Consider the following 14,991-nt stretch of genomic DNA (forward strand, 5'->3'; position numbering starts at 1 on the left):
ATGAATACTTTATTGATTAAAAAGCCGAAACTTTTAATTATCTTAACATTATCCTTTCTGTTCTGTGCTGCTGTCATTATAATTGAGACAAATATTCTGAGCCAAAATCAGGATGCCTTCACAACGAGCTTTGGAAATGAACAGGAGCTGCTGGTGGCGCAAATAGAAAAGCAAGCCATAGCCGTGCTTACTGAACAGTCAGGTACCGAGCAGGATGTCATTGAACAGATTATTAAAACTGCAAAAACCTCCGGCAGCCGGTATTGGTTTTTCTCCAAAAATAATAAATTACTGTTCTTTAGAAATGATAACGAAACAAGCCAATTACATATCACGGATGTAAAAGAGCTTTTACATTCCTATAAAATTGACGGAGGGAAAAATATAGATGTACTGATTTCATTATTTAATGACAAAAAAAACGGCTCAGTGCTATTCTCTTCATCCGCCTCGAATGAGCCGGGGTTGACTTCTATATCATTTTTTGAAGCAAACGGGGCAAGTTATTCTGTAGGTGTATGCACAACAGAAAATTACATTTTAGATGCAGGTAAAATATTCAGAAATAATTCCTATACAATCAATACAATAGTATCCATATGCCTGATTCTGTTTTCATTTGCAGTAATATCCATAATGCTAATTGATAAAAAAAATGAGGATGTGGAAATTGCCAAAAAGTTTATACAAGCAAATAATCTGAAAATTGAGAAGCTTACTGCCCAAAATTCAGAATTAGACACCTTGTATGATGAAGATAAAAATATATACAGCAGTAAGGTGCTTTACGCCTTGCTGAAAAAGCTGAACCACCCGGAGCTTTTTCCTGTCAGTGTGATTATTATTAATATACATCATTCTGATAGCATAACCTATGATGGCCTTGTATCAGAGTTAGCACCAATACTGAAAAAACTGCTGCCCCAAAAAAGTATTTTAGCCAGAACTCAGGATAATCAACTTACCGCACTGCTTTTCAGAACAGATTATACCTCGGCAAAAGCTGTGCAGTCAAAGCTGAGTAAAGCTTGGAGCAGCATATTAAAAAAGCTTCATAGCTCTGCAGAAACCGAGGTTATCACGCATTTGCCTGAGGACGGAAGCCTTGTCAAAAACTTTGATGCAGTAATAAACCATAAAAAAATTAAAAACCGGTAATTTACTTTTTGAGAAGGTAGATAAATGATATTGTTATATAGGATGTTTTATAAAATGCAACCCTTATTAAAATATTTGCGTTATTCCATACTGGCGGCCATAGTTGACACCTTCATAGTTTGGATGATGCATGGAATTCCAGGTGTAAATATATTAGCCGCTAATACAATAGGAGTTATATGCGGCTTCCTGCTGCATTACCTGCTTGTATCCAAATCTGTATTTAACCTTGAATACGGCGCATCAGGGCTTATTATATATTTCGCTACATTTTTATTTGGCCTGTGTTTGGCAGACCTGTTAATTTATGTGGGAGAGTACTATTTGTTTAGTACAATGAAAGAAAATATCAAATTTTTATTTAGCAAAGGCTTATCCATAGGAGCACCCTTCTTCGCTTTATACTATTTAAGAAGGCTCTTATTCGGAATTGCAAAAAAAAATAGCGAGGAAGACTTATGAGTATAAAAAGGCATAGGCAATACAAATTCAAATTTTACTTAAATGCAAGCCATGCAATATTTATTAATGGGGCATTGGGAAGCAGACATACCCATACATGGGAAATATCAATTCATTTATTAAAGATATTAGATGAATTTATTAAGTTTACATCTTTTGAATCACATATAGAAGCCCTTTTAGAGGAATATCAGGATAAATTTATAAATGAGGTAGAGCCCTTCAATATAATAAACCCTACACTGGAAAACATCTGCACTTATTTCAAGGACAGAATCCGTGAACTGGTAAATTGTGAAGGATGGATTCTTTTGCTCATTGAAATCAGTGAAACACCCACCCGTTCTTATGTTATAAATCTTTTGACAGAAGAAAGCGATACAAGTCTGGATAATATAGATTCTCAAAAAATGCAATATGAGAATTATATGAGACACTGTAAATTGACTGCAAATGATATTGCAGATAATATAATTGATAATTTATTAAGTGATAAATAGCTGTTATTCTGGTTAATTTAGAGGCGATATCAATGGAAAATACGGAAATATCAAAAAATAAGCCTTACATAAGATTCGCTCTCAAAATAATTGCCGCTGCCGCCTTTCTGGCTACAGGAGCAATTATTCTGATGTATTTAATAAAGGCTAACAGATACTATGCCTCAGGCAACGATATATGGGGACATCTGTTTAAAGCCGATTTAATGTATCAAAGCATAAAAAGCGGCGATTTCTATCCCTTATATACTGATTTCTGGTACAATGGTATTCAGCCCTTTCGTTACTGGGCACCGTTTCCCTATTACCTTATGGCAGGACTCCAATATATATCAGGCGGTAATGTCCTAAATGCTTATTACCTGCTTGCAGGACTATCCTTCTTTATCGGAGGTATGGGCTGGCTTCTATGGGGAATATCTTCCCGCAGGATAATCTTGTGTACTTTTATCGGTACTATATGGTTTTTCATGCCTGAAAATTTTCTTGTATATTTTTGTGAGGGCAATTTGCCCAGAATGGTCATAGCTATACTTCTACCATATCTGGTCTATTTTATCTGGAGATTTGTCGAAAAGGGCAGAAATACTTCTCTTTTTCCGATTATAATATTAATGTGTATATCTACACTAAGCCATGTAATGATTGCAGCTATGACAGGCATAGGCGCGTTTATTTTTCTTGCAGTTTACTCAATATATACAAAAAACGTCTTGCGGCCTGTTTACACCATTGCCGGGATGCTACTATCCTTTGCATTATGCGGTATATGGCTGTTTCCGGCTCTGAAGGGAGGCTTGGTCGGTATGGATCCTGCGGCAAGTGCCGAAGTTATGAAATCCCTAAGCTCCCCTTTAAGTGTCTCCCTGAACCCATTTAACAGGATGACCGGTATTGTTGATACCTTTTATTTTGGTATTTCCGCAGCCATAGTATCTGTTATCGGAATTTTTCTTTCAAACCGTAAGGAAAAAGCCGGATTTTATACAACGGTAATCATTTTACTTGCAACTACAGCATCAGCGATACCCTTTTTATCCAAGCTCCCGCTTAGTCAGATTTTATGGATGAGGCGCCTCACACCTGTGGCTTATGCACTCTTTTTCTGTTCACTTATTGAATGGAAAAAATGTAAACGTTATTTTATGCTGATACTGGCACTTATACTTCTAATTGACTGCATTCCCTCCTTCAGTATTTCACGCTATTATACTCAATTATCAACAAAAACAGATAATGAGCTTGTCATAGCAAAAGCTATAACCAAGCAAAGAGTGGCACTTATGGATCTCAGCAGTAATGGTTCCTATCCGTCATGGGAGCTCTGTGAAGGTGATAATCCTGCAAAATATACTTATGGCTGGGCATGGCAGGGAGCAGCCACCTCTTCAAACATTGTCATGCTTAACACCGCACTTGAAGGGGGTTATTTTGACTATATGTTTGACAGATGTCTTGAATTAGGAAACGACACAGTTATTGTAAAAAAAGACTTGCTTAAAGCCTCCGGTAAAAATTACAGCGATTTACTCAAGGCGGCGGGAAATTCGCAATACAGGCTTTATCAGGAAACTAAGCAAACCTATATTTTTCACAGAGAACTATCCGGCAGCTTTGGATTAATATCAAACTATAAGGGCTTGGCAATAGGAAGTTCCTCAACCCAGATATCATTATGCTATCCTGAGTTTGCAAACGGAAATTCCAATAATATTGAAGATTATACCCTTGAGGAATTGTTGAAATATAAGGTTATTTATTTATCAGACTTTAAATATCACAACAGGGAGGCAGCGGAAAATATCGTCCGCCGGCTAAGCAGAAACGGTGTCAAGGTGGTAATCGACATGAACAGGATACCTGTCGATAAGGTCACAAACAGAATGACCTTTTTGGAGGTCACTGCACAAAGCCTTTCCTTTGAAAATTCATATCCTGCTTTATCGTATAAGGGCAGAGAGGTTATTCCTGAAAATTTTGTACAGGCTTATTCTACTTGGAATACGGTATATCTGGATAATATAAAAAAGCCAACCGGAAATTTTGAATATCTGGATCAAGAACTGGTGTTTCTTGGAACAAATGAAGATGAAAACATTGTTTTTATGGGTTTGAACATACTATACCATGCTATGCAAGCCGGGGATACGGAAGTTATGAACATAATATCCGACCTGCTCCGGCTTGAACAAAATGCGGTACCTGCCAGAAAACCTGTAGATATTGGTATTACCCGTAAAAGCAATAAAATTATTATTGATACGCCTGTAGAGGGAATAAACACTACTATCGCATATCAGGATAATTTTATATCTGATGACAACATCAAAAATGATAATAATTTGCTGGCAGTCACAAAAAAGCACACAGAAATTAAACTTGTATATCCTTATTTAAAACAAGGCATTCTTACTTCCTTCCTGGGTCTTATAGGTTTAATCGCTCTGTATTTTTATATAATCCGCAAGAAGAAAGGTGTCCTATGAAAGAAATAGCCTCGCAAAAAAAACAGCCGGTCAGCAAAAACAGCCTTGAAACAGAACTAAAATTGGCCGTCATTATTGCTTTGCTTTGCAGCCTTGCCGGCTCCGCAAATCTTTTATTTGAGTCAAATGCATTATTTCCGGCATCTGATGCCATGGGCTGTTTAACAAGGGTGAAATATATTGCGGATTGTTTATCACAAGGAAAGCTGCCAAGCTGGTTTCCTTTTTGGTATAACGGCTGTGCAGCTGCTCAGTACTATATGCCCTTGTCCTACTGCATACTGGTGCCCATTTATTTACTGACCGGTAACATTATGTTCACATATAAAATATATTGCATTGGAATGATGTTTACCGGCGGAATGGGCGTCTGGGTATTTTGCCGCAGGAAGATAGGCAATTGGTGCGGTTTAATCGGCATTGTCTCCTTTTGCCTGCAATCCTTCCTGTTAGAATCCTTATATTCGGAGGGCTTTCTTACTCAGGCACCTGTCTTCGCAATAATGCCATGGTTTTTGCTTGCCCTGCTTTCCTGCGCTGAAAAGCCATCGAGAATCAATTTTACCGCAAGTACTGTATTAGCAGTACTAATGACAATGAGTCATGCCTTACAGGCGATTCTGATACTTATATGCACCATAATACTTCTGTTGCTATTGGCCGTAATGAAAAAACTCACCTTTACACACTTTATTACATCTTTCTTTTCCGCAGCCTTCTCTATATTCCTTACGGCATGCCTTGCTTTTATAAATGCAGCACATTCTGGAAATTCCGGCACGCCTGCTCTTTCATCGGAATTTCCATTAAAATTTACTGCGGGAGTGTCATGGTTTACTATTAATGAATCGGCTGTTATAAAATACTCATTTACCGTAGGTATACTGTCTGCTCTTGCAATTATAATTTTTGTCATTTCCGGCTGTAGAAAACGCAATAATCTGAAACAATCCTATTACTTTTTTTCAGTAATAGCGCTTACAATTATTACATGCCTTTTTCCCTTTGGTGTGAGACTGCCTTTATTTAAATACCTGCCCTTGTCAGGAAGTATCGCGCCCGGAAGAATCCTGAGCTATACCTCCGTCACCGGAGCTATATTAAGTGCATACGTCATAGCTGAGCTGCTGCAATATCAATTAAAAAGCAACGCTACGCTGATATCAAAAATTACTTACGTCAGCAGCAGGATATGTGTATTTTTGATATCGGCGGCATTAATTATAAGCATGAACCCCTATAAATATGCGTATCCCGTCAAAGCCTCCGATTCCTTCAATTCGACAGCAGAATATTTAGATACCGAAAAAACTGCCTTCAATAAAGGAAGATACTGTTGGCTTGGTTCGGCAGACAGTTTGGAAGCATATTTTCCGTTGCAATATGAGACTAATATATGCAATGGCTGGAATTTGGAGAGCTTCCCTTATAATCAGGCCATATGGAATTATGATACAGCTCTGTCATCAGGATCTTATTCTTATATTGCAAAGCAGCTTGCATTCCACAATGTAAGATACTTGTTGCTCGGTCAGGATTACAGCGGTACTTACTCAAGCAAAAATATGGTAAACATACTGCAAACCAATGGTTTTGAAAAGACCTCGGTCAACCGTAACGGGTATAATCTTTATACAAGTAAAAAAACATCCTCCTACTTCATGACAGACAGCCGAAATGCCATTATAATAGGCGATAAGGCTAATTTATTCACAATGAGCTTCCCCTATTTAATTCAGGGTAAAAGTGCCGATATAACAGATTATACTTTTGAAGAACTAAGCCAATATAAGTTGGTTTATTTATATCAAAATGATATTGATACCGAAAAAAAGCTTGACTGCCTTGAAGCCTTAGTTACTCAATTAGTAAATAAGGGAATTCATATAATAATTGAACCTGAACCAACGGGAAATTTTGATATATTTGGAGTCAGTGCTTCTGATGAAATTTTGCCAGATAACTCAAAGTTAGAGCTTAAAGAAAATTGCCCTTGGAAAATAAATAATAAAATAAGCTTATATAATAATGAGCAAATAAGAGCTGTCAAGAATTTGCATAATCTTGATGACATCTTTGCCGCTTATAGTAATGGGGCTGTTCAAAATAGTGCTATAGGCGTTAAAAAGGTTGGAAACGGAAATGTGATTTTTATTGGCGGCGGCCTGAGTCAGTATTTGCTGCCCTTCTATATTAACGCGTGGGGTGTAAATGCTGTGGATGATAATGTAAAGTCAACAAGCAAAGATGTCCTCAGCCTGTATGAAAAAATATTTGATACCATGTTTGTCAGCAAATCTTTTATTCCTGAGCAATTTAATGTAACAGCTTCTACTTGGAATTATAAGGGAGGCAGGTTTTCATATACCAGTAATGCTGACTGTAAGGTTACCATTTCAGTATCATATGCACCTGAATGGTCGGCTACCGCAGATGGATCTCAAATAAAAATAAGCCAATGCGAAGATCTGATAACACTGGATTTGCCCGCCGGAAAGCATACGGTAAATCTCAACTACAGTATTGCAATGCACAATAAATCAATATTTGGCTTTTCCTTCCTTGCTTTTATTTTATTAATCCTGATTATTGTTTTTTTCTATGGAATTCAAGAGCAAATAAATGGCTTTGGCAAGTTCCTTAAAAATTATCTACAATACTGACAATATAAAAATCACAAATTATACACGTATATATAGTTTTATCAACAGCTTTATAAACAAAATATAGTGTTTCTGTGGAAAACTTTATCTACATCAAGCTGTTTATCCACAATTATATTAACAATATTCACACATATCGGAATATATTTAAGGTGTAATTTTAAGGTTCAGCCTTCGCGACAATAATAATTGACTTTTATATTACAGCTTTACACATTTTATAAAACTGCGGAAGTTAATTGTACACATTAGTATACAATTAACTTCCGCAATTTCAGTTTCTATCCTCAATAGCTGCCAAGAAACATCACAGGTTATTAACAGATATCTAGGGTTATCAACATATTTATTCACAAAATATAGGCTTTTTGTGGATAAAATAACAATATATCAACTGTTTATCCACAATCAATCCATGTATTGCACACATATCCACATATAATAAATATTTTTTTCAACCATTTTCTTCACTTGCTATTGCTATTGAGGCACTTGCTCCAATCCTGCTGGCACCGGCATCAACCATTGCCTTTGCAGTCTTATAATCACGTATTCCTCCGGAGGCCTTTACTCCCAGCCTTGGCTTCACTATTGATCTCATTAGTCTGATATCCTCAATTGTAGCACCGCCTGTACTGAAGCCTGTTGAAGTTTTAACAAAATCTGCACCGGCATCCCTGCAAATATTGCAGCAGATTCTTTTTTCCTCTTCCGTAAGCAAGCATGTCTCAAGTATCACTTTAACAAGTGCTTTCCCCTTAACTGCTTTAACTACACCTTCTATATCACTTTTTACGAAATCAAAATCCTCTGATTTTACGGCCCCTATATTTATCACCATATCAATTTCTGACGCCCCATTTTGAACAGCTTCCGCTGCTTCAGCAGCCTTTGCCGCCGTTGTTGTTGCACCTAAAGGAAAACCAATTACTGTACACACCTTTACAAGACTATTCTTTAAAAGCTCACTGCAAAGCTTCACATAGCAAGGATTTATACAAACAGACGCAAATCCATACTCCAACGCTTCTTTACAAAGCTTCCTTATCTGATCCCTTGTTGTATCCGGCTTTAGTGCCGTGTGATCTATCAAGCCTGCTATTTTCATCACTCTATAACCTCCCATATTAATTTAACCCATTGTGTCAGTTAATTTGTACTTATACTATTTATCAAACTAAAAAACCGGTCTTATCGTCCGACAGCTTCTGTTTGAGTCTCATCTACTTATTATCATAGATTACTTGGCAAAATACAAGTATATATCAGCAAACCATAAGCTCAGCAATTGAAATTATAAAAAAATAGGTTAGCCGGTAACGACTAACCATGTAAAGGGGGTCAAAATGTATTTTGTGAGGTCAATATTATTTTAGCCAATAACATAAATATCTATACAATTTTTTCAAAATAAAATGAAGGGACTGAACATAGCTTTATTGTTGTCCTACGGATATTTTTTGTAAAAGCCTCAATATTAATATTTTTTTTTAATAAGTAAATAATAGTATTAGGATTTGTTAAAAAGTATGTTTTACTATAAAAAGAGAGCGAAAAGAGGAGTTCAAATGGAATTACAAAATAATCTAATTAATTCAGAGAAATTAAACGAAGCAAATGCCCTCGAAATAGTTGGAGATAAGCTAAAACCGGGGGAAACATTAATTCTTGATATCGGTAATAATTATTTTCATCAAGCAGACAAGCTCTATGACATTCTTGCAAATAACGGATATTACGTTAGAAAAACATTTGTCAATGGGCGAAATCAATTGCTCGTATCCTTTAAAGACAGTAAACATCAAATGTACTAATTTACCATATATTTATTATTTCCCATAAGCATTCGCGCACAAGCATAAGAATAATTCGCCTAGCTTATCGTACAAAGAATTGAAAAAATCCAACTCCAATATATCAGCTGTAAACCAAAACGTACCGCGGCAGCAGTTGAGTGCAGCGGTACGTTTTTCCAATTTGTAATTAAGTTCATAAGCCCCGACTCTTGTTATAGCTTATCAAGCTTATTATTATCAAAGCTTTAACGGTGCAAAAACCTTTAAAACCTTATTTTTAAATTCTATTTTTGCAGGAAACAATTCCGACTTTTCCCCATCGATAGTAAGTGCAATATGTGACTTGCTTGAAATATCACAGTTCTTTGCTTTAAGCATAATTACATTTTTATCATTTACCGATTCCTTACTTAATACTTTAAAAAATATGCTCGCAAGGTTTATATTTGAACACTTTTTTACAAGAATAATATCCATAAATCCATCGGTTAAATCTGCGTCATTGACTAAATTGGGGAAACCTGCCGCTTGTCTCCCGTTAACTATTAAAAACAGCAAAAACTTTCCTTCTATACTTTGTCCATCCGCATTAAGCTGCAAATCAAAGCTTTTAATGTTAGCGACCTCTGATAAGCCCTTGAGATAATAAGCAAATGGCCCAAAATTCTTTTTTAAGTCACTGTTAGTACTAAAGGATACATCAACTAAATTTCCTCCGGCAAAAGTACTGAGGAAATACTGAGAATTATTAATTATACCGACATCACATTCTAGAATTTTTCCGTCAATAATTATATCAATACTCTCCTGCAAAGAGTTTATACCTATACACTTTGCAAAATCATTGCAGGTTCCTGACGGAATTATGCCGATTGGTACTTCAATTTTTTTGTCAAGAAGTATATTCGCTACGGAATTTATGGTTCCGTCTCCGCTGGATGCTATTACAAAATCATATATCCCGGATTCCAATAAATGCGTAATATTTTCTCTTTCTCCATCTTCCAATCTATATGGCTGAACAAGGATACCATTTTTCTGAAATGACGCCAATATGTAATCCAGTTCATTTGGTATTTTATGCCCTCCCGAGACAGGGTTATATACGAATAGTGCATTCCTCAATTTTTGCCCTCCTCTGTTAATACCTAAGGGAAATACTCAATTTTTCAATAAATAAAATCCTCTTAACCTAATAATAAATTAATTCCCATGTAAAATCAATCTATTATCCTGAACTTAAGCTTTTTATTTAACAGGGCGGCAGTAAAAGCAATATTGCATTTTACTGCCGCCCTTAACTACGCTAAACTATTCTATTATTGGTTGACACTTCTTTCAGCCATTTCAATTGCCTTCTTAACCATGTTTCCGCAATCTCTTGAAGTTACTGCTCCCCATCCCTCAGATGAAACTGTGTTGTAGACTCCAAGCTCTCTGGCAATTTCCTCTTTAAGGGCTTCTGACATTGTACTTTTATGTCTACTCATGGTTGTGCCTCCTTTTTGAGCAATGTGATGTGCGTATTCAACCTTCAAAAGAAACTTGAACACGCTTTTGCTTGCCCATAATAGATTATAAAGCGTACAAGTATAGTTTATCTCATAAGATAATAAATATTTAGGAAATTGTTTCAATTTCCGCAGACAATCCACAATATTCACAATTACTTTTATTTAATATTAATTTCGGATACAATATATTGCATTTAAGATATTAGCTCTACATCAACATTTAGTATATGCAGCTCCTATGTTAATATTTTCTGTATTTTGATACCGATAATCCACATTTCTATTGAAATCTGTGGATTCTTTTTAGTTTTCATAAAACCTCAAACCATGCTTTTATACCATGTTTCATGCAGTATATACTTTAAAATTGTGCATAACTTAAAAAAACTGTGGATAAATTTATTTTTATCCACAGTTTAATAAATTTGTTGTTTTTTAAAATATATTCATACTTATATCTACTGAGTTTACAGAATGTGTAAGTTTGCCTATCGAAATGATATCCACACCTGTTAAGGCTACACCATAAATAGTTTCTTCTGTCATATTTCCAGACGCTTCTACCAAGGCTCTCTTGTTTATTAGCTTAACAGCCTCCGTCATCTGCTCTGTAGTCATATTATCAAGCATAATTATATCCGCCTTACAGGCTAATGCTTCTTGAACCTCTTCAATAGACTCAACCTCTACTTCAATTTTTATAGTATGGGGTATGCAGCTTCTAACACGCTCAACTGCATTTGTAATTCCACCGGCTGCCGCAATATGGTTATCCTTGATAAGAACTCCGTCAGATAATGAAAATCTATGATTTACACCCCCGCCGGCACTTACAGCATATTTTTCAAGAAGTCTCAGTCCCGGAGTAGTCTTTCTGGTGTCGGTTATTCTTACAGGGAGCCCCTGAACCTTCGAAACATATCTATCTGTCATCGTTGCAATTGCAGAAAGCCTCTGCATGAAATTCAGAGCGGTTCTTTCACCCTTCAATAAGGCTCTCACAGGCCCGCTTACTGTAGCTATGATATCTCCCTTTTTTACCTTGTCTCCATCCTTTATAAATGAATCAAATACCACATTACTGTCAAGCAGCTCAAATACATATTTTGCAACCTCAAGCCCGGCTATAACCGCATCCTGCTTTGCCAGAAATTCTGCCTTCGATATTTCTCCTTCACTTATTATATTGTCAGTTGTAACATCTCCTAAAGGCATATCTTCTTTTAAAGCATTTGAAACAATATCATGTATATATAACTTGTCCAGCTTCATTTTACCCCTCCATCTAAAACCTTTATTAAATTTCTCTTCCAATTAACATCGTCGGATTTATCAAAATCAGACCTGTAATGAGCTCCTCTGCTCTCCTTCCTTTCAAGCGCAGATTCAATTACCAGTCTTGCAACTATCAGCATATTTGCGACCTCAAGCTTAATTAAACTAAAACCTGTCAATTTCAAATATTTTTGATAAATATTATTTATAATACCCGCTGCCTTGGTAAGACCTTGTTCATCTCTTATAATGCCCACATACCTGGTCATTGTTTCCTGTATTTCCTGCTTCATATTTTTAAAAATTTCTTCATTTTCAAGACTTAGGCTATACTCTGCTGCAATGGTAATATCCTTTTCATTTTTTTCATTGTCTTCTGAAGAAATTCTTCTTGCTATCTTTCTTCCAAATACCAGCCCTTCAAGAAGCGAGTTGCTTGCCAGTCTATTTGCACCGTGTATTCCCGTACATGCCACCTCTCCGCATGCGAACAAACTCCTTATATTGGTCTGGCCGTCAACATCGGTTCTGATTCCTCCCATGCAGTAATGCTCCGCCGGAGCCACAGGGATATATTCCTTAGACATATCAATACCATATTCAAAGCATGTTTTGAATATATTCGGGAATCTCTCCTCAAGATGCTCTCTGCTCTGGAAAGTAATATCAAGGAAAACATTTTTTTTACCGGATAAAGCCATCTCTTTGAATATTGCTCTTGATACAACATCTCTTGGTGCCAATTCACCTAAGCTGTCATACTTATGCATAAAACGCTCATCCTTATCATTTTTCAGATAAGCGCCTTCTCCGCGTACCGCTTCCGATATTAAAAAGCTTTTATCCTTATGATGATATAAAACTGTAGGATGGAATTGAATAAACTCCATATCCATTGCTTCCGCACCTGCTCTCAAGCACATGCCAATGCCATCTCCCGTAGCTACTTCAGGATTCGTAGTATGAGAATATATTTGTCCAAAACCTCCGGTTGCTATTACAACAGAATTTGCCCTGAATATTTTAATATTATTCTCTATTTCATCATAAACTATAACTCCACTGCATTTACCTGACTTCACAATTAAATCAACTGCAAAATATCTTTCATATATAGAAATGTTTTGTTTTTTTTGTGCCACTCCTATAAGGGTATCACAAACTTCTTTACCGGTAGTATCACCTGAATGTATAATTCTGTTTACGCTATGCGCACCCTCTCTGGTGAGAGATAAGCTGCGTCCGCTTTTATCAAAATTAACACCCAGCTTACATAACTTTTTTATATTCTCGGCAGCCTCTTCTACCAAAACCCACACACTTTTTTGATCACATAGGCCTGCACCTGCAAAAAGTGTATCCTTAAAATGTAATGCAGGAGAATCGTTTTTCTCATCAAGTGAGACTGCAATCCCTCCTTGAGCGAGAACTGAGTTACTAATGTCCAAGGTTTCCTTCGTAATTATGCCTATTTGATAATTTTCAGGTAATTCCAGCGCAGTATATACGCCGGCAATACCGCTTCCAACAATAACAACATCCTTATCAATGACTTCAACATTAAGCTTTTTCGTATCCTCTTCCATTTTTCCCCCTATAAACCCATAGCTGCCCTAAAAATTATTTACATACCTCTAACATTTTATTCAGACAATGGGATGCACGATTGATTATATCGCTGCCTAAATTAATTTCATACCTCTTGTATGCTAATGCATCATGAACGCTTTTCAATGAAGTTTTTTTCATATTCGGACAGATAAGACCATTGGACATGAGATAGAAAGTTTTATCAGGACTATCCTTCTTTAATTGATACAAGACTCCCATTTCAGTTCCTATGATAAATTTACATTGCTCCGAGTTTTTTGCATAATCTATAATTTGCTTTGTGCTTCCTACAAAGTCTGCAATTAACGCAACTTCAGGCTTGCATTCAGGATGGACAAGAAGTATTGCATCAGGATGCATTTCTTTCATCTTTAAAACCTCTTCAGCTTTTATTTTATGATGGGTAATGCAATAACCCTCCCAAAGAATAATATTCTTTTCAGGAACCATTTTAGCTACATAGCTTCCAAGATTCTGATCAGGCACAAATAAAATATCTTTTTTATTTATAGATTTAATTACGGCTAAAGCATTTGACGATGTACAGCAAACATCACATTCTGCTTTAACTTCTGCGCTTGAGTTTATATAACATACAACAGCAGCCTCGGGGTATTTCTTCTTAGCCTCTCTCAAATCTTCTGCCGTAACCATATCTGCCATGGGACAGCCTGCATTAATCTCCGGCAGTAAAACTGTTTTTTCCGGCGAAAGAATCTTTGCACTTTCTGCCATAAAGTGAACTCCACAAAATACAATCGTATCCGCTGTGTTTGAAGCACAGAACTGACTTAATGCAAATGAGTCACCAACCACATCTGCAATTTCCTGTACCTCATCTGCCTGATAGCTATGTGCAACAATCACTGCATTTTGTTCTATCTTCATCTTTTTAATATTATTTACCAATTCTTGTTTATCCATTAACATATCCTCAAATTTTTGTTAAAATTTCAACAATATATATCCTAACTACGACTAAATCAGTTGAAATACTGCATTTATTTTAATACTTATATTTTGCTTTGTAAATGCTTTTATTATAAAAGTACATTATTACACACAATATATTTAGTAATTTATATTATTAATATACCCGAAGTCAATTACTATCGGCTAAAGAACCGATGATACCAGACATATAGTTTAAGAAAAAACATAATAACGATACAAATTTTTTCTATAAAATAAAACAGAGTTTCAAGCTTTAGGCTCAAAACTCTGATATAATTCCGGCAGAGACTTACTTTCCCGGGCCGTCACCAGCCAAGTATTATCAGCACTGAGATGCTTAACTTCCGTGTTCGGTATGGGAACGGGTGTGTCCATCTCGTCATTTCCACCGGAAATTTGTATCTCTTCAACAAGCTTCTTCTCTCCTTGAAGAGTTTTTAACATTTCCTTTTCTTTCTTCTGTACCGCTTACATATACTATTACATTCCTGTTCGCTTTGTCAAGTACAATCTTCTTTGTACCTTCAAAACTAAATAATGTTATCGATTTGAAAAACTCTCATTTATAGATT

Annotated in this window: 12 protein-coding genes and 1 rRNA gene; 6 read left to right on the forward strand and 7 right to left on the reverse strand. The window is 36.1% G+C overall.

The features are described 5' to 3' along the window. The 5 genes from LY28_RS16805 to LY28_RS16825 are packed head-to-tail and all read left to right on the forward strand — an operon-like array spanning position 1 to position 7,269. Positions 1–1,158: a hypothetical protein gene (locus LY28_RS16805; protein WP_110463340.1), complete on the forward strand. Its 1,158-nt coding sequence runs from the start codon at positions 1–3 to the stop codon at positions 1,156–1,158. Positions 1,159–1,212: 54 nt separating this feature from the next. Beyond that, the gene (locus LY28_RS16810; RefSeq protein ID WP_165835610.1) at positions 1,213–1,620 is read left to right on the forward strand and encodes a GtrA family protein; all 408 of its coding nucleotides are present in this window, start codon (positions 1,213–1,215) and stop codon (positions 1,618–1,620) included. Beyond that, positions 1,617–2,120 carry a 6-carboxytetrahydropterin synthase gene (locus LY28_RS16815; protein WP_110463342.1) on the forward strand — a complete coding sequence of 168 codons (504 nt, stop codon included), beginning with the start codon at positions 1,617–1,619 and terminating at the stop codon, positions 2,118–2,120. Before LY28_RS16810 ends, LY28_RS16815 begins: the two co-directional genes overlap by 4 nt. 32 nt (positions 2,121–2,152) lie before the next feature. Continuing rightward, a complete protein-coding gene (locus tag LY28_RS16820; RefSeq protein WP_110463343.1) occupies positions 2,153–4,606 on the forward strand; it encodes a 6-pyruvoyl-tetrahydropterin synthase-related protein in 2,454 nt (817 codons plus the stop codon). After that, positions 4,603–7,269: a 6-pyruvoyl-tetrahydropterin synthase-related protein gene (locus LY28_RS16825; RefSeq protein ID WP_110463344.1), complete on the forward strand. Its 2,667-nt coding sequence runs from the start codon at positions 4,603–4,605 to the stop codon at positions 7,267–7,269. Before LY28_RS16820 ends, LY28_RS16825 begins: the two co-directional genes overlap by 4 nt. A 454-nt stretch (positions 7,270–7,723) precedes the next feature. On the opposite strand, the gene deoC is transcribed toward LY28_RS16825, so the two are convergent. Continuing rightward, positions 7,724–8,377 (reverse strand): deoxyribose-phosphate aldolase, encoded by a 654-nt coding sequence (gene deoC / locus LY28_RS16830; RefSeq protein WP_110463345.1) that lies wholly within the window; start codon positions 8,375–8,377, stop codon positions 7,724–7,726. A 460-nt stretch (positions 8,378–8,837) separates the two neighbouring features. Between deoC and LY28_RS16835 the strand changes: the two genes are divergently transcribed. Next, the gene (locus LY28_RS16835; RefSeq protein WP_110463346.1) at positions 8,838–9,083 is read left to right on the forward strand and encodes a hypothetical protein; all 246 of its coding nucleotides are present in this window, start codon (positions 8,838–8,840) and stop codon (positions 9,081–9,083) included. 219 nt (positions 9,084–9,302) lie between these two features. Here the strand turns inward: LY28_RS16835 and LY28_RS16840 are convergent, their stop codons facing one another. The 6 genes from LY28_RS16840 to rrf form a co-directional block, all read right to left on the reverse strand. Beyond that, entirely contained in the window at positions 9,303–10,190 is an 888-nt protein-coding gene (locus tag LY28_RS16840; RefSeq protein WP_110463347.1) for a YegS/Rv2252/BmrU family lipid kinase, read from the reverse strand. Between the two features lie 194 nt (positions 10,191–10,384). Then, a complete protein-coding gene (locus LY28_RS16845; RefSeq protein ID WP_110463348.1) occupies positions 10,385–10,555 on the reverse strand; it encodes an alpha/beta-type small acid-soluble spore protein in 171 nt (56 codons plus the stop codon). A 459-nt stretch (positions 10,556–11,014) separates the two neighbouring features. Further along, positions 11,015–11,851, reverse strand: coding sequence for a carboxylating nicotinate-nucleotide diphosphorylase (nadC, locus tag LY28_RS16850; protein ID WP_110463349.1), 837 nt, complete (start codon positions 11,849–11,851; stop codon positions 11,015–11,017). Continuing rightward, positions 11,848–13,440 carry an L-aspartate oxidase gene (nadB, locus tag LY28_RS16855; RefSeq protein WP_110463350.1) on the reverse strand — a complete coding sequence of 531 codons (1,593 nt, stop codon included), beginning with the start codon at positions 13,438–13,440 and terminating at the stop codon, positions 11,848–11,850. The genes nadC and nadB overlap by 4 nt, the downstream gene beginning before the upstream one ends. Positions 13,441–13,474: 34 nt before the next feature. Continuing rightward, on the reverse strand, positions 13,475–14,389 hold the full coding sequence (gene nadA, locus LY28_RS16860) for a quinolinate synthase NadA (protein WP_110463351.1): 915 nt from the start codon (positions 14,387–14,389) through the stop codon (positions 13,475–13,477). A gap of 306 nt (positions 14,390–14,695) precedes the next feature. Continuing rightward, a 5S ribosomal RNA gene (rrf, locus tag LY28_RS16865) occupies positions 14,696–14,812 on the reverse strand. Between the last annotated feature and the right edge of the window lie 179 nt (positions 14,813–14,991).

Source organism: Ruminiclostridium sufflavum DSM 19573, from assembly GCF_003208175.1.
GTDB classification, from domain to species: Bacteria; Bacillota; Clostridia; order Acetivibrionales; family DSM-1351; genus Ruminiclostridium; species Ruminiclostridium sufflavum.